The following is a 15,839-nucleotide window of genomic DNA, read 5'->3' as shown; positions in this document are numbered from 1 at the left end:
TTTTTACTGCTATCACAGTGTTGTTGCTGATATTGGTGTCAGGCACCAAATGTAATTAGAAAAATAGTGATTTGATGACGGCGGTGAGGAAAATGTTTGCTAATGCGATTGGCAGTAGGACTTTCCAGCCGAATTCCATCAATCTATCGACACGGAAACGCGGCAGCGTACTCCGAATCCAGAAATACATGAAGACTACTAAACAGAATTTAAGTGCAAACCATACTGCTCCAGGAATGAAGCTAAGGAATGCAAATGGCGCCAGCCAGCCGCCTAGGAAGATGACCGTAATCAGTGTCGACATCCCAAATACATAGACATACTCTGAAAGCATGAAAAACGCCCAGCGGAATCCTGCGTATTCAACGAAGTAGCCGGCAACCAGTTCGTTTTCTGACTCTGGCAAGTCAAACGGTGTCCGGTTTAATTCCGCAATCGAAGCGATAAAGAACACTATAAAGCCAATTGGCTGCAATAGAATAAACCAGCCATGTTTTTGCTGCAGGACGATATCATTTAAATTTAAACTACCTGCTAGCAGGATAACCCCTAACACCGACATGACGAGCGGAATTTCATACGAAATCATTTGTGCCGCCGCACGCATCCCACCCAAAAGGGCGTATTTGTTATTCGAGGCCCAGCCGCCGAGCAGCATCCCAAAAACCGTTAATCCCGAAATGGCAATGTAATAAAGCAAGCCGACACCGATATCGGCAAATTGAAACTTGTCAGTAAACGGTAACGTCGCCAGCACCATGAATGATGGAGCAAAGGCAATAATCGGCGCCAAAATAAATAATGGCCGATCTGCTGCTTTCGGGATGACATCTTCTTTTAATAAAAGCTTTAATACGTCCGCAACAGTTTGCAACAGTCCAAAGCGGCCGCCAAGTTGGTTTGGGCCGTGACGCAATTGCATATATCCCATTACTTTTCGCTCGGCTAAGATTCCGTAGGTAACGAAACCTAAAACGACCAAAAGCAAGATGACACCGAGTAAAAAGAAAATTCCAAAGTTTGCCCAGCCAGGGCTTGATTGGAGCAAATCTTGAATCATTAGCCGTCAACCTCCCCAAGGACAATATCCACTGCTCCTAAAATGGCTATCAAGTTTGCAATATTTTCGCCTACAAGTAATTTCGGAAGAATTTGTAGATTATAGAATGATGGTCTCCTAAACTTTAAGCGGTACGGTTCCTTCTTCCCGTCACTGTAAATATAGCAGCCAATCTCCCCGCGGGGTGATTCAATTCGCACAAACCCTTCCCCTTTTGGTACTTTAATGATTTTCGGAACTTTGGCAAGAATGTCGCCTTCAGCTGGGAATTGCTCGACAGCCTGCTCAACGATTTTCAGTGATTCCGTAATCTCCTCAAGCCGTAAGTGGTAGCGCGCTAGGCAGTCCCCATCCTCTGATGTTGGAACATCAAAGTCAAAGCGATCATAAATCGAATATGGCTCATCTTTCCGAAGATCCCATTTTACCCCTGTACTGCGAAGATTCGGTCCGCTGAGTGAGTATTGAATGGCTTCTTCTTTCGTATATTTGCCAACCCCTTTTACCCGGTCTAAAAAGATTTCATTTCCCGAAACAAGGTCGTGATAACCTTTCAGCTGCTCGCGCATATAGGGAACAAAATTTCTGACCGTTTCAATCCAGCCCTCAGGAGCATCCCATTTCACACCGCCGACCCGCATATAGTTGAAGGTCAAACGGGCACCTGATAACTCGTTCAACATATTGATAATCATTTCACGATCACGGAAAGCGTAAATAAATGGACTAGTCGCCCCAAGGTCAAGGACATACGTTCCCCAAGCCACCAGGTGACTGGCAATCCGTCCTAACTCCATGGCAAGAACGCGCAGGTATTCCGCACGGTCAGGCACCTGGATTCCCATCATCGTTTCAACCGCATGACAGATGACGTAATTATTGGTCATCGCCGATAGGTAGTCCATCCGGTCTGTATAGGGAATAATCTGTGTATATTGCAGGTTCTCGGCTAATTTTTCCGTTCCACGGTGTAAATAACCGATGACAGGCTTTGCCTCTGTTATGATTTCCCCATCAATTTTAACCACAAGCCGGAATACTCCGTGCGTACTTGGGTGCTGGGGACCAACATTTAGCAGCATTTCTTCTGTTCTGATCAATGGTTACACCTCCACATCATACTGTTCATAGTCTTTACGCAGTGGATGGCCAACCCAATCTTCTCCAAGCATGATCCGATGTAAATCGGGATGTCCTTTAAAGTTAATTCCAAGTAAATCGTATGCTTCACATTCAGGCCAGTTCGCTCCGGCCCAGAGTGGCTGCAAGGATTCGATTGTTGGTTCATCTCGGTCAATCTTCACTTTTAATGCCACCGATTGCCGGTTTTTGTATGAGTATAAGTGAACATAGACTTCCATATGTGTTTCAAAATCTGTTCCATGCAGCTCTGACAGATAATCAAACCCAAGCAGCTCATTATATTTTAAAAATTGAGCTACTTTGAAATATGTATCATGCTTCGCCACAAGTGTCGGAACATCTTTGGATAGTTTATTAATATAAGAATCTTCTAAAACATCTGGCCCTAAGTGCTCCGCAATCACTTTTACATACTTATCTAAGTATGGCTGATTGACAGATGGCTTCACTTCAGCTGCCGGTTCCGCCGCTGCACCAGTTTTCCCGCCTGCTGCCGCTTTTGCTTTCGCTGCTGCTGCTGCTTTGGCCTTCGCTTTGGCTGCCGCAATTGCTTTTGCTTTTTCATCATCGCCGCCTGCATCTGCTGCATCGGTTCCAGCTGCCTTCGCCTTTGCGGATGCCGCTGCCTTGGCTTTCGCTGCCGCGGCGGCTTTTGCTTTGGCCGCTGCTGCTGCCTTCGCTTTAGCATCATCCCCAGGTGCATCATCCGTTGCCGAAGCGTCACCGCCCGCAGATTCCATCGCTTTGCGTTTTGCTGCCGCCGCCGCTTTTGCTTTCGCCACTGCGGCCGCCTTTTTCTTCGCAAGGTCATCGGTATCGTCTGCTTGCTCGGATGCTGTTTCATCAGCTGAAGCCGCTCCGCCGGCTTGTTCCATCGCTTTGCGTTTTGCTGCCGCCGCCGCTTTTGCCTTCGCCACTGCGGCCGCCTTTTTCTTCGCGAGGTCATCGGCGTCATTTGCTGAAGCAGTTTCCACGACCTGCGGTGGTGTTTCCTCCACCGGCGCCTCTTCTTCCGTGATCCCTTCGCGTTTCTTCTTCGCTAACGCCGCCGCTTTTGCTTTGGCCGCTGATGCTGCTTTTTTCTTAGCAAGATCATCTGTATCACTACTAGAAGCAGGTTCCGCCGTTTGAGCTGGAGGGGCTTCTTCTTCTATGATTCCTTCACGTTTCTTCTTTGCTAACGCTGCCGCTTTTGCTTTTGCCGCCGCGGCTGCCTTTTTCTTCGCGAGGTCACTTGAGTCTTCAGCACCTGCAGCTGATCCTGGCGCCTCCTCCGGTGTTAGAGGTGTCGGTGCCGGTGGTGGTGTCGGTGCCGATCCGCCAGCCTCTTTCGCCTGACGCCTTGCTAAAGCCTCAGCCTTTGCCTTTGCGGCCGCCTCTTTCTTTAATTGTTCGAGATCCTTCTCCCCGCTCATCGGTTAGATCACCTTCTTCCCAGTCTTCGCTTCGTAACGAATTTTATCCTTTAACTTATTGATTCCGTATATTAAAGCGGCAGGGTTTGGCGGGCATCCTGGGATATAGACATCCACCGGAACAATCTGATCGACTCCTTTAACCACGGAATACGATTTTACATACGGACCGCCTGCAGTCGCACATGACCCCATCGCAATCACCCATTTTGGCTCCGGCATTTGGTCATATAAACGGCGTAAAATCGGTGCCATTTTTTTCGTCACCGTACCAGAAACAATCATACAATCCGATTGCCTTGGCGACGTACGGAAAATCGTCCCAAACCGGTCAAGGTCATAGTTCGCTCCCCCTGTACCCATCATCTCAATCGCACAACAAGCCAGACCAAATGTCATCGGCCACAAAGAATTACTTCGTGCCCATGCCTTAATTTGCTCCAGCGTGGCAAAAAATACATTTCGTTCTAATTCTCTTATTTCATCCGGTGTGAAATCTTCTAGTCTTAAATCCATTGTAACACCTTCTTCTTCCAAGCATACACAAGACCAAGTAAAAGCATCGCCACAAAAATCAGCATCTCAACGAGTGCGAAAATCCCCAGCTTATCATAAGCCACCGCCCATGGATATAAAAACACAGTTTCTACATCAAAAATAACAAACATCAGGGCAAAAATATAATAGCGGACATTGAACTGCACACGAGAATCGTGAAATGGCTCAATACCGCTTTCATATGTGGTATTCTTCTCATCGCTCGGATTATTCGGACGCAGAAGTTTCCCAAAATATAACGCCACCACAGGCAGCAGCACACCAAGACATAGGAACACAAAAACTATCAGATAATTATTCTGATATACATTAAGTTCCATGTCTATCCCCTCCAATGTTGTAAATTTTCATATTAATTAAACATGTAACCGAATTCATTATAGCATTGTTACAAACCCATGTCGACAAGCCAACTTTATAAAAAATTGGATTTCTATCGCCGCGACAATTTCCCATTTTTAGCCTCGTGAGAGCTCGCTCTCAAAAGAGGCTAAAAATGGGAAATTTCGCAAGCTGGAGCGACAGCGGAAGCGCAATGTGCGACAGCACATGGCGATAGAAATACAATTTTCACCCTAAACTTGTCTTACGGCACGGGTCCCCTCCCCCTGAGCGTTTGCGTGATCTCGCAGAGAAGCTCCCTGAAAAACATCAGAGATGACGCAAGAGCGAACCCGCAAGAACTAATCCTAAGAGCGGCTTTAGGTGCACGTGATCTGGAGCGTTAGCGGAAGATGACGTGCATAACACAGGGTTCGCAAGAACCCAAACCGTTTGCTAATTCCTTCGCCCTTTATCCACTATTTAACAATAATTTTGTCGATATTGTCTGTGAGATTTGTCATCAAATATTCACTTTTCTTCCCTATTTCTAAAAATTAAACAATAATCACTCTCTTACGACAAAAAACCACACCAACTTGTTATATTACTAGAATATCAACCAATTACGGACAGCCCAACTGCATATCCATTTCCCCTATCATCATATGCAAAATTCAGCCCTTCATTCCATCGGCCGAAAAAACTGAGACTTTATCACTACCAAATGAAATTTACTAACAGTTCATCTATCAGATTTTAATGTCTTTTAACACAAAAGCCAGTCGCAAGACTGGCCCAACAAATACCTGCCTTTACCCTCTAATAGCAACTCACGGGAACAAAAAAGTGAGATCCCGCCTAGTTTCCGCACTCATGGCGACATCATGAGACAAAGATGAGAACTTCCATCCGGCTTCTGTCCTCATAACAACTTATTTTTACAGCAAGAAAGAGCGTCCCCAAAAAAACGCTCTCCCCCCAACACCCTATACACCTTTCGCCACCTTAGTCTTACCAACCTTATACCCCTTACCAATCATCTCCTGAACAAGATGAACAGTCACATAAGCATGCTCATCCACTGCATAAATCAAATTCTTCAACTCAACAATTTCCTGCCTATTAATCACAATATACAGCACATCCTTATTATCACCGGTATAACCGCCGCGTCCCTCTAAAACAGTAATTCCTCGCGATAACTTATTTGTAATCGCATCCAATACCAATTCAGATGAATTCGAAATAATCAGGACAGCTACCTTTTCTTCTAGACCTTCCACAATAAAATCAATCGCCTTAGCGCCTAAGTAAACAGCAATCAACGTATACATCGCTTTGCCGAGCCCTATGATAAACACCGAACCCGCCACTACGATCAGATCAATCGCCAAAATCCCCTTCCCCATACTCCAGCCCAAAAACTGGTTGGCCAGCCTCGCTAAAATCGTCGTCCCGCCCGAGGTTCCCCCTGCACGAAAAATAATCCCTATGCCGCCGCCCACCAATAAACCGGCAAAGATGGCCGCTAATAACGTGTCATTGGTAAGCTGTTTTCCCGTTTCCTCGGTAATAAATAAAAACAACGAACATGAAAAAATGGAAAATAACGTATAAATAATAGCTCTTTTCTCTAAAAACCTCATTCCGACCAAAACGAGCACCGTATTGAGAACAAAATTTACAATCCCAAGAGACCAGTGAAATACATAGTGAAAGATGATCGTCAAGCCGATAATCCCGCCTTCTGATAACAGGTTAGGAATGGTAAAATAGTTAATCCCAATTGAATAAATAAGCGAACCCAGCAAAATGTATAAACAATCTTGGATCGTTTTCCTCATCACGCTCTACTTCCCCATATCAAATTCCCAACTTCTTTTTAAACTATTGCTGGAAGATGAATTTATAGCTATCCCCTAAAATATACTGTTTTCCGCGATGGACCGGTTCATCATTCTCATCATAAACGGTCGTTTCCATATAAAATAGAGGCTCACCGCTTGAAGTATTGAGTAATTGCACTTCATCCTCGGATGCCCGGACAATCTCCAACGTCGTCTCCCAAGAACCACGCGGCTTAATATTGAGCTTTTCTTCGATTACTTTATAGACAGAACCCTCTAAATCCTCATTCAGTAAAATATGGAACTTTTTATAGGAGTAATAATTGTTTTCAATCATAATCGGCGAATCGCCAGCATAGCGGACCCGCTGAATAAATAACAGGGCATCCCCCTCTTCAAGCTGCAGCAGCTCTTTATCCTTTGCCGCTGGCTGCACAATTTCCTTTTTAATCACCTTACTACTTGCCGTCAGGCCATTCGCCTTACAAGCATCGCTAAAACTTAAAAAGTGAACAATTTTTCGTTCAATTTTCCGTTTGTTAACAAACGTCCCTTTACCCTGGCGCTTCACCAGGAACCCATCTTCAACCAGCTCAAGAATGGCCTTTCTTACGGTAATCCTGCTGATTTTATATTCTTCACTTAATTCGGCTTCCGTTGGGATTTTATCCCCGTACTTTAAATCCCCATTCAAAATGGAGCTGAGGAGTGATTCCTTTAATTGAATATATAAAGGAATCTGGTCATCCTGTTTTAACATAACAATCACCTGCCTAATTTTCTTATTCGTAAACTAAATAGGGAGGAAAGCCCCCCTCCTTATGATCATTTAGTTCCATCTGCTGATTTTTCTATTGATACTTACAAGTATATACAAATCATTTCCAGCTATCAATTTGTTTCAATCGACTAACACCCCTGAAAGTACGTCCCACGTCCGTTCCATCGCCTCATCCGGGTTCTGCACATATTGATAGGATGTATACTCTAAAGTCAGTGATCCCTGATAACCATGTTGACTTAACTGATCGATATATTTCTGCAGCGGTAACTCGCCGTCTCCCCACACCAAGTGGCCTTCCGGTTTCCCGTCAATGAAATGAATATGGACAATCTCGTCTTTAAGGAGGCTGAAATAATCATTAAAATCTTCATTCGCTAAAGCCATTGGAATCGTATCAATCATTCCTTTAAGGAAGGGACTATTTACTTCCTCAAGCATCGCTTTTAACGACTTCGCATCGTAAATGATATTAGATTCCACCCTTGTTAAAGGTTCAAGCGCGAGGGTTAACCCCAGTTCACCGGCAACCGTTGATAACTTTTCCAGCGAATCTCTCGTTCTTTTCCATGCCTCGTGTCGTTCTTCATTTTCATAGCCCCAGCCTGGCGTAACCAATAATAATGGGGCCTCTAATTCTTTTGCAGCCTCTGCTGATTTGATGAAATATTGGATACTTCTCTCCCGAATATTATCCTCTTTGGCCGCAAGGTTGATCGGATACACACATTGTTCCGGTGTAAAGCAGACCACCGATAAGTTTCTTCTATCAATCTCTCTTTTTATATTTTTCATATCCTGAAGTGTTAGTTCATCTACATAAAAGTGAGGGGATGCTCCCCATAATTCAATATTTTTGCATTCATATCGAACCATTGCATCTAAAAAGTATTCCAAAGGATAGTGCTTATAATGGAAGTTCATTCCCGTAATTTGATCCCTCGTGATCTTTGACATTTCCCCATCCCCTTCACATTATCTTGTCATTATTTTTAAAAATAATTAAGATATACAAAGTTAATATAACATTATAATATGTTATAAGTCAATTAGAGATAAATTATTAAATTTAATTTTCAAAAGAGATTGACAATTTGTATCATGTATAATACTATAACATCATATAATGTATTATTATATGTCAGACCAAACAGTCCTAAGGAGGAAAAATGAATGGTAAACTCACAAGTAGTTGTAGATCCACAGGTAAAAAATGTGTTAGATGCTTTGAAAGGGCGCACAATTAACCATGTATACTTTGTTGCATGCGGCGGTTCCTCTGCTATCATGTATCCGAACAAATATATCATGGACCGAGAAGCAAAAAACATTCCTTCTGATGTATACAGCTCCAATGAATTCATTCATCGCAACCCTAGAAAACTTGGCGAAAATTCTCTTGTCATCTTGTGCTCAATGTCAGGTACCACTCCAGAAACCGTAAAGGCAGCTGAATTTGCCCGTCAAAAAGGAGCATTAACAGTTGGTTTCACAAACGAACCAACCTCCCCGCTGGCACAGGAAAGTGAATTCGTGGTTAAATACGAATGGGGCGCTGAATCCGTTGCCTTCAATACCAACTTAGGCTTACTATATCAACTAACGATGGGTGTTCTAAACGTCCTAGAAGGAAACGATAAGTTTGACAAAATGGTCAATAGCTTATCCAATACGCAGGCAGCTTTTGAAAAAGCTGGCCAGCAATTTGCAGATCGTGCCGCACAATTTGGTCAATCATATAAGGATGAAAAAGTAATCTATACGATGGCGAGCGGAGCCAACTATGGAATCGCCTATTCCTACACGACTTGTATTCTATTAGAAATGCAGTGGATCCACTCTAACGCCATTCACGCAGGTGAATACTTCCATGGTCCATTTGAAATCATTGATGAAGAAGTACCATTTATTATCCTGCTTGGCTTAGATGAAACACGTCCACTCGATGAAAGAGCCTTAGATTTCTCGAAAAAATATGGTAAAAAACTCGTCGTGTTAGATGCAAAAGAGCTTGATCTAGAAGGTATTGACGAAGAGTTAAAAGGTTATATTGCGCCACTTGTCCTAAATTATGTTCTTCGCCGCTATGCAGAACAATTAGCTGATGCTCGTAATCACCCGCTTTCAAAAAGAAGATATATGTGGAAAGTGGAATACTAAAATGCAACCGCTCCCTAAGTTACAGACTTAGGGAGTTTTTTATTAAAATGTTTTCATTAACCGGGCTAGCTCCTAATTTCCCTTTTGAGGCAATGAAACTACCTTTCATTTCCCGAACTAGCTCCCATTTTCTCTTTTGGGGCAATGAAACTACCTTCCTTTTACCGATCCAGCTCCCATTTTTCCTTTTGGGGCACTGAAACCACCTTTCATTTACCGTGCTAGCTTATACTTTCTCTTTTAGAGGGCAATGAGACCACCTTTCATTTACCCAACTAGCTCCCATTTTCCCTTTTGAGGCAATGAAACCACCTTTCATTTACCCAACTAGCTCCTTTTTTCCCTTTGAGGGCAATGAAACCACTTTTCATTCACCCAACTAGCTCCCATTTTCCCTTTGAGGGCAATGAACTCATCAACTTGCATTTTTTAATGGAACTATGATAAAGAAGAACCTGTTCCACAAAGAACAGGTCCCCCTTACCTTAGCCAATCGTAATCCGTTTCCCACGCTTTTTTCCATGGCCGAAGGCACCATAGCGCTGGCATGTTTCCGCGGCCGCTGCAGCACCCTTCTCCATCGCTACCTGTGTATCGCCATGCGATACGTACTCTTTTAAAAAGATCGCTACAAACGTATCGCCCGCTCCAAGGGTATCCACTACATCCGTTTCGACAATTCCTTGTTGATACACCTGTTTTGAATCTGAAAATAACGATCCCGCCGAACCCCGGGTAACAATAATATTCGGTGTGCCTAACTGGTGAACACGTGCAATGAGTGCTTCACATTCCTCATGCGTCAGGTCGCCGCCCGAGAAAATGGCATATTTGATATAAGGGCAGACAAGCTTTAAATACTCTTCATCATATTTGGTTGAAAAATCAAATGATAGATCAATATACTTCTGTAATACCGGCAGTTCTTTTTCCAAATAACTATAGACACTGGTATGCAGCAACGAAAATGTGCTGATAAACGCTAGTTCGGTTTCAGTAAAATTTAATTTCACCTGTGTCTGGACACCGCCTTTATTCGAGCCGACAAACTTACGGTCGCCCTGCTCATCCAACGTAACAACCGCTTCACCAGATGCTCCGAACACTTTCCTTACCCGGGAAACATCAATTTGTTCCTCCGCTAACGAGCTGACAATATGATCGCCCTCTTCGTCATTCCCGACAATCCCAATATAGGAAACTTCCTCTACACCGTAACGCTTCCAAAAGACCGCCACATTGACAGCATTCCCGCCGGGAAACATTTCTTCTCGATCTTCATAATAATCAACTACATTATCCCCAACCGCTATTAATCTCATCAATTGTCCCTCCCATTCGTGAAGAAGGGAAAGATATCCTCTTTCCCTTACACTTTTTAATATGCAACTGTGCGGTAATATCTGCGAATCTCTAACGAGTGATTCCGCTTATCCTCGAGGTGAACACTAAGTCTTTGCAAAAGAGTCGACGTAACAATTGGTGATAAATACTTTCTAAATTCCAGACTAATCCCCTCTAGCGCATAGTCTTTCGTATCAAGCACCGTCAATTTCTTCGTATACTGCTCAGCAAACCGCTCCACACGATTCATCAGTGGGCGAGTTTCATCTTCCCCTTTTAACAGAATCATGCTTGTATCTTCTTCCACCAATTCTATTGTGCCATGGAAGAATTCCGCTGCATGGATCGATTTCGTTTTAATCCACTGCATTTCCTCCAATACACACATCGCATAAGAGTAGGCCCGGCCCCAGGTGGTTCCTGATCCAACCACCATATGGTACGGCTCATCCTTATAAACAATCGCAAACGCTTCTGCTTTCGGCTCAAATTTTTCTTTTGCCTCGATTAACTTTTCCGGAAGGATTTCAAGCTGTGAGGCAAATCTTTCATATTCAGGGAAATCACCATTTTTATGCATCAGTTTAAAAATAAGGTGGAAGAGCACCAATTGATTCGAATCACTGGCAAAATCATTTTCTGCAAAGTTGACTAATGGGAAGTCTACTGTGTCAGCAAGCGGCTTATTGTACTCACCAGTTATGCCAATCGTCGTTGCTCCTCTTTCTTTACAGTATTTTGCTGCAGCAACCGTCTCCTCTGTCGTTCCTGATAGAGAGGATAGAATCACTAGTGATTCTTCACTTAACTGTTTATTATTTTGTAGAACAAATTCTGCGGCGATTTCTGCATAGGCTGGAATCGTCGATGTTGAGTTCACGATATATTCGAATGGATAGAAGGTAGCGACTGCTCCGCCGGATCCGATTAAGAATAGGTTTTTAAAGCCTTTTTGATAGACTTGGTCTACTACTCTTTCAATTTCTTCTCTCAGCCCGATGGCTCCACCTGTCACCTTTAAATACTTTTCTCTGCTAAAATTCAACATTGCGTCCACTCCCTATTATTATTTTTTAAGCCTTAAATTTGGCTGTTGATTTCCTCTCCAGGCGCTCAGCAAACCCGCGGGGCCGGGGCGCCTTCCGATCCAATCAACAGAGTATAAATAACAATATCGGTTAACAGAACCTAGTTTAAAAAAATTATCCCTTCACACTTCCCTCGGCTAAGCCGCGGACAAAGTATTTTTGCATCATGAGGAAGATGACAATCAGCGGAATGGCGGAAATAACCAAACCTGCCATTAACACTCCCCAGTTCGTGCTCAAGGCACCTTTAAACACTAACAGTCCAGAGGTAATCGGTTTAACGTCTTCTGATTGAATAAAGAGAATCGAAAACAAAAACTCATTCCACGCATAGTAAGCAGTTAAAATCACACCCGTGAACAAAATCGGTCTGCTCATTGGCAAGAATATTTTTGTAAACACCTTAAAGCTGTTAGCCCCATCAAGGTAAGCAGATTCCTCTAACTCTTTCGGGATCGATAGGAAAAAGGAACGGATTAACAGTACGGTTAAAGGAATTCGGTAGGCCGTAAACGTTAGAATCAATGCCCAGTACGTATCAAAGAGTCCCAGTTTTTGAACCAACTCATAAAGCGGAATTAAACTGCTTTGCGGAGAAAACATCAGGCCCGCTGAAACAAACAAAAGCAGGAACTTGCCACCTTTGATTTGAAAACGAGTTAAACCATACGCACACAGAGCACTTACTAAGACCGTTAACAAACAGGTCCCGCCAGTGATGATCAAACTGTTCATGAAGTAGCTGGAAACCCCTTGTTCCCAAGCCGTCGTATAATTCGAAAACAGCCATTCTTTTGGAAGCCCCCAGCTGTCGTTAAAAATGGCAGCCGTCGTTTTAAAAGAGTTGATGACCATCCAGAACAAGGGATAGGCAATGGCTGCAAAGTAAAGGAGTAAAAAGAGGAAGATCAATCCGACCACGACTGAAAAGCCCGATTTGCGTTTACTAGATTTCAAGTTAAGCGCGGCCAGCTTTTCAATTTTTGGTTCATGACTCACTGAATCTCCCTGTGATTCCACCAGCTTCATTTCTACTCCTCCCCTGTTTTTAAGAATTTATTCTGCACGAAATAAAAGATCAGCGTGATACCCAGAATCACGTTTGCGATTGCTGAAGCAAATCCTGGTTCATTATCAATAAACGCTTTTTGATAGAGATATGTACTAAAAACCTGTGATGAGTTCCCCGGACCACCACTCGTTAATACATATACCTCACTAAAAACTAAGAACGAGCCCGTCACAGTATAGATTAATAGAACAAAGGTCATTTCTTTTACTTGTGGAACCGTAATGCTGAAGAATGTACGAATCTTCCCGGCCCCATCGATGGTAGCCGCTTCATATAATTCTCCTGGAACCTTCTGAACGGCTAAGACATACAGCATGACCGCATAGCCAATACTTTGCCATTGAGAGACAAAAATGACTGCATAAATCGCTGTTTTCGGGTTGCCCAGCCAGCCCTCTGCCAAATTCCCTAGTCCGATTAGTCGTAAGAAACTGTTGAGCAGTCCTACTTCGGGATTGTAAATAAAACTAAATAGGATTCCGATAACCGTCATCGAGATGAGAACGGGGATGAAAAATGTTGTCCGGAAGAAGGTAGAAAATCTCCTAAAAATCTTATCTTCCAGTACCGCTGCAATCACTAACCCAAGCCCAACCTGCATAATCACTGAGATCACCGCGTATAGCATATTGTTTTTTAACACTTTGTAAAAAACAGGATCTTTAAAGAGCCGCAGATAATTATCTAGAAAAACAAAGCTTCTATCTGATGTAAATGGGTTCCATTCATAAAAGCCATTTACGACATTTCGAACTAATGGATAGTATACAAATAAGGCCAGCATAATTAAGGCAGGTGCCATGTAAAGAATTGGGACCATTCTTTTCTCGCGCATCTTAACCCCCCCAAACAACAAAGTCATTGAGCATTTTGCCGGTTAAAAGGGAGTTGTTGTCTCTCTTAACCGGCACCTGTGATAGATTTGCAGTTCCTACTACTTGTTATTCACTTGTTTTGCTGCTTCTTGAACACTCTTCATAACATCGGCAGGCTTCATTCCGCCGCCAAGCATCGTCTGTACTCCATCACCATATGGTTTGAAAATGCGGCTGTCTAACGCACTATCCGTCCAGATCAGCATATTTTTCTGTTCCTTAATTAAATCCATTGCTTTAACTTCTTCTTTCGTCGCGCTATTCTCATTGACTGCGTCAACCACTGTGCTGGCTAATCCAGTATCTTTAATTAACTTTTCGCCATTTGCCTTAGACGTCATAAACTTCAAGAACGCCATTGCTTCTTTCGGATGAGCAGATTTACTGTGAACCATAAAGCCTTCAGGTGCGCCGATTAAACCACCCTGATCCCCTTTTGCCCCGTCAATCGTTGGTACCTTAAAGGTATCCCATTTAAAGGTTGCATCTTTCATATACGTAATTTCCTGTGTTTCTAGGAATGTGATGGCTGCTTTTCCGCCCAAGAATAGGCCTCTTGCTTCATCGTGTGCAACTGCATTTGGATCGTCATTAAAATAGGGTCTTAATTCATTTAATTTCTTTAAAGCTTCTACATATCCAGGGTCGGTAAACTTAGCCCCCTGATAACTAAGATCTTTGTCCAGCACTTCCTTAGGAACTAAACGCTGATTCAAAGCTGTTACATAGTGAGCAGCAGCCCAAGGCGATTTATTTCCCAAGATGATTGGCGTTGTTCCACTCTTTTTAATCGTTGCCAATACGTTCATGAACTCATCCCATGTAGTTGGAGCCTTCAGACCCAACTTATCAAATAGATCTTTGTTGTAGAAGAACAGCTTGCTGTCTGTAAAAAGCGGTACTCCATAGACCTTGTCATCCTTCTTAAAGAAGTCTACTTGTGAACTGATTAACTGGTCAGACCACTTAGTGTCCTCTTGATAATATTTTGTCAGATCTAACGCCACACCATCTCTAATAAACTTTTGTCCATATTCTCCAGCCCAGCTAAAAAATACATCAGGTGGATTCTGGCTTCCCAGAAGAACATTTGCTTTTTGCTTATAGTCGTCGTTTAATGCGGTTACCTCTTCGACTTTAATGTTAGGGTTTTGTTTTTCAAAATCGGCAATAACACTCTTAAAATAGGACTTGTATGGCTCATTTGGCCAACGGTAAAAAAAGGTGATCGTAGTCTTTCCATCTTTTGATTTTGAAGTAGTGCTTTTTGAGGAACAACCGATTATTAATGACATAACGATTAAAATACTGATAGCTAAACTAAACCAACGTTTCACATACATTCCCCCCAGTAAATTCACTCTCATGGCAAAAGGCTTTTTAAACCGCTTTCACAAAGAACTAAACTAAACTGTATAAACTTTTTGTTCATCCTCCTTCGACCTATCCTGTCTGTGTTTATTACCTGTTGTATTATAATATATTATTACATGTTATAACGTTTATCGTCAATATCGAAATAGCTAAAACTTTCAAACAATTTATTGCAGAATGGTAAACTCTTTTGTTACTATTTTTCGACTATCGAAATTGGTATTGTAGAATATTTCTTTATTTGTCTAAAATACCATAGGTTCAAGTTCTCTGACAGCAAAAAAGTTATTTATTTAATAATTTTTTTCCTTGACCATTTGGTCGATAAAAATAAAAAAAACCCTCCTGGCACAAACACCAGAAGGGTTTTTCGATCTATCTATAATTTTTTTTCCGATACGGCGAGGCGATTGATGGCACGCTGCAAGGCAAGCTCAGCACGTCTGAAATCCGTATGCTCAGCACGCTGCTCATGCATGCGCTGCTCAGCACGCTCCTTCGCTTTTAAAGCGCGTTCCACGTCAATATCAGAGGCTAATTCAGCTGATTGCGCCAAAATAGTCACCTGATCAGGACGGACCTCTAGGAATCCACCGCTAACAGCGACGTAATCCGTTTTCCCACCCTTTTTCAAACGAACCGCACTAATTGCAAGCGGAGCAACCAACGGAATGTGACCAGGCAAAATGCCCAGCTCACCACTCTTAGCCTTGGTACTTACCATCTCTACTTCAGAATCATACACCGGGCCATCGGGAGTAACAACACTGACTTTTACCGTCTTCATTTTTTACCCTC

At 42.9% G+C, this 15,839-nt stretch carries 15 protein-coding genes; 1 reads left to right on the top strand and 14 read right to left on the bottom strand.

Annotated features, from left to right (window positions below; all coding sequences use genetic code 11):
• Positions 1–55: 55 nt before the first annotated feature.
• The 8 genes from nuoH to J7E81_RS21475 all read right to left on the bottom strand — a co-directional run bounded on the left by nuoH (position 56) and on the right by J7E81_RS21475 (position 8,085).
• Positions 56–1,060 (bottom strand): NADH-quinone oxidoreductase subunit NuoH, encoded by a 1,005-nt coding sequence (gene nuoH, locus J7E81_RS21510; protein ID WP_215045494.1) that lies wholly within the window; start codon positions 1,058–1,060, stop codon positions 56–58.
• Positions 1,060–2,160 carry an NADH-quinone oxidoreductase subunit D gene (locus tag J7E81_RS21505; RefSeq protein WP_215045493.1) on the bottom strand — a complete coding sequence of 367 codons (1,101 nt, stop codon included), beginning with the start codon at positions 2,158–2,160 and terminating at the stop codon, positions 1,060–1,062. The genes nuoH and J7E81_RS21505 overlap by 1 nt, the downstream gene beginning before the upstream one ends.
• A 3-nt stretch (positions 2,161–2,163) precedes the next feature.
• On the bottom strand, positions 2,164–3,618 hold the full coding sequence (locus J7E81_RS21500) for an NADH-quinone oxidoreductase subunit C (RefSeq protein WP_215045492.1): 1,455 nt from the start codon (positions 3,616–3,618) through the stop codon (positions 2,164–2,166).
• A 3-nt stretch (positions 3,619–3,621) separates the two neighbouring features.
• Positions 3,622–4,134 (bottom strand): NuoB/complex I 20 kDa subunit family protein, encoded by a 513-nt coding sequence (locus tag J7E81_RS21495; protein WP_141561107.1) that lies wholly within the window; start codon positions 4,132–4,134, stop codon positions 3,622–3,624.
• Positions 4,125–4,496 (bottom strand): NADH-quinone oxidoreductase subunit A, encoded by a 372-nt coding sequence (locus tag J7E81_RS21490; protein ID WP_215045491.1) that lies wholly within the window; start codon positions 4,494–4,496, stop codon positions 4,125–4,127. Before J7E81_RS21490 ends, J7E81_RS21495 begins: the two co-directional genes overlap by 10 nt.
• Positions 4,497–5,486: 990 nt before the next feature.
• Positions 5,487–6,347, bottom strand: a complete 861-nt coding sequence (locus J7E81_RS21485) for a YitT family protein (RefSeq protein WP_215045490.1) — start codon at positions 6,345–6,347, stop codon at positions 5,487–5,489.
• A gap of 40 nt (positions 6,348–6,387) precedes the next feature.
• Positions 6,388–7,107, bottom strand: a complete 720-nt coding sequence (locus tag J7E81_RS21480) for a GntR family transcriptional regulator (RefSeq protein WP_215045489.1) — start codon at positions 7,105–7,107, stop codon at positions 6,388–6,390.
• A 141-nt stretch (positions 7,108–7,248) separates the two neighbouring features.
• Complete coding sequence (locus tag J7E81_RS21475) at positions 7,249–8,085, bottom strand: sugar phosphate isomerase/epimerase family protein (RefSeq protein WP_215045488.1); 837 nt, start codon at positions 8,083–8,085, stop codon at positions 7,249–7,251.
• 216 nt (positions 8,086–8,301) lie between these two features.
• Here J7E81_RS21475 and J7E81_RS21470 point away from each other — a divergent pair, with 216 nt between their 5' ends.
• A complete protein-coding gene (locus J7E81_RS21470; RefSeq protein WP_215045487.1) occupies positions 8,302–9,288 on the top strand; it encodes an SIS domain-containing protein in 987 nt (328 codons plus the stop codon).
• Between the two features lie 485 nt (positions 9,289–9,773).
• On the opposite strand, the gene J7E81_RS21465 is transcribed toward J7E81_RS21470, so the two are convergent.
• The 6 genes from J7E81_RS21465 to J7E81_RS21440 all read right to left on the bottom strand — a co-directional run bounded on the left by J7E81_RS21465 (position 9,774) and on the right by J7E81_RS21440 (position 15,828).
• Positions 9,774–10,610 (bottom strand): PfkB family carbohydrate kinase, encoded by an 837-nt coding sequence (locus J7E81_RS21465; RefSeq protein ID WP_215045486.1) that lies wholly within the window; start codon positions 10,608–10,610, stop codon positions 9,774–9,776.
• Positions 10,611–10,666: 56 nt separating this feature from the next.
• Positions 10,667–11,680, bottom strand: a complete 1,014-nt coding sequence (locus J7E81_RS21460) for an SIS domain-containing protein (protein ID WP_215045485.1) — start codon at positions 11,678–11,680, stop codon at positions 10,667–10,669.
• 154 nt (positions 11,681–11,834) lie between these two features.
• Positions 11,835–12,749, bottom strand: a complete 915-nt coding sequence (locus tag J7E81_RS21455) for a carbohydrate ABC transporter permease (protein ID WP_215045484.1) — start codon at positions 12,747–12,749, stop codon at positions 11,835–11,837.
• A gap of 2 nt (positions 12,750–12,751) precedes the next feature.
• Entirely contained in the window at positions 12,752–13,627 is an 876-nt protein-coding gene (locus J7E81_RS21450; protein WP_215045483.1) for a carbohydrate ABC transporter permease, read from the bottom strand.
• A gap of 99 nt (positions 13,628–13,726) precedes the next feature.
• Positions 13,727–15,004 carry an ABC transporter substrate-binding protein gene (locus J7E81_RS21445; protein ID WP_308162255.1) on the bottom strand — a complete coding sequence of 426 codons (1,278 nt, stop codon included), beginning with the start codon at positions 15,002–15,004 and terminating at the stop codon, positions 13,727–13,729.
• 416 nt (positions 15,005–15,420) lie between these two features.
• Positions 15,421–15,828: a F0F1 ATP synthase subunit epsilon gene (locus tag J7E81_RS21440; RefSeq protein ID WP_215045481.1), complete on the bottom strand. Its 408-nt coding sequence runs from the start codon at positions 15,826–15,828 to the stop codon at positions 15,421–15,423.
• Positions 15,829–15,839 lie beyond the last annotated feature (11 nt).

Source organism: Bacillus sp. ISL-18 (assembly GCF_018613415.1).
Taxonomy (GTDB): Bacteria; Bacillota; Bacilli; order Bacillales; family Cytobacillaceae; genus Neobacillus.
Note: the sequence above shows the minus strand (reverse complement) of the source record. Positions and strands in the feature narration are given on the sequence as shown.

Excerpts from the sequence above, each read along its gene's own strand:
- J7E81_RS21440 (WP_215045481.1), bottom strand. The coding sequence starts at position 15,828 with ATGAAGACGGTAAAAGTCAGTGTTGTTACTCCCGATGGCCCGGTGTAT.
- J7E81_RS21450 (WP_215045483.1), bottom strand. The coding sequence starts at position 13,627 with ATGCGCGAGAAAAGAATGGTCCCAATTCTTTACATGGCACCTGCCTTA.
- J7E81_RS21495 (WP_141561107.1), bottom strand. The coding sequence starts at position 4,134 with ATGGATTTAAGACTAGAAGATTTCACACCGGATGAAATAAGAGAATTA.
- J7E81_RS21455 (WP_215045484.1), bottom strand. The coding sequence starts at position 12,749 with ATGAAGCTGGTGGAATCACAGGGAGATTCAGTGAGTCATGAACCAAAA.
- J7E81_RS21460 (WP_215045485.1), bottom strand. The coding sequence starts at position 11,680 with ATGTTGAATTTTAGCAGAGAAAAGTATTTAAAGGTGACAGGTGGAGCC.
- J7E81_RS21470 (WP_215045487.1), top strand. The coding sequence starts at position 8,302 with ATGGTAAACTCACAAGTAGTTGTAGATCCACAGGTAAAAAATGTGTTA.
- J7E81_RS21490 (WP_215045491.1), bottom strand. The coding sequence starts at position 4,496 with ATGGAACTTAATGTATATCAGAATAATTATCTGATAGTTTTTGTGTTC.
- J7E81_RS21480 (WP_215045489.1), bottom strand. The coding sequence starts at position 7,107 with ATGTTAAAACAGGATGACCAGATTCCTTTATATATTCAATTAAAGGAA.
- J7E81_RS21500 (WP_215045492.1), bottom strand. The coding sequence starts at position 3,618 with ATGAGCGGGGAGAAGGATCTCGAACAATTAAAGAAAGAGGCGGCCGCA.
- J7E81_RS21475 (WP_215045488.1), bottom strand. The coding sequence starts at position 8,085 with ATGTCAAAGATCACGAGGGATCAAATTACGGGAATGAACTTCCATTAT.
- nuoH (WP_215045494.1), bottom strand. The coding sequence starts at position 1,060 with ATGATTCAAGATTTGCTCCAATCAAGCCCTGGCTGGGCAAACTTTGGA.
- J7E81_RS21465 (WP_215045486.1), bottom strand. The coding sequence starts at position 10,610 with ATGAGATTAATAGCGGTTGGGGATAATGTAGTTGATTATTATGAAGAT.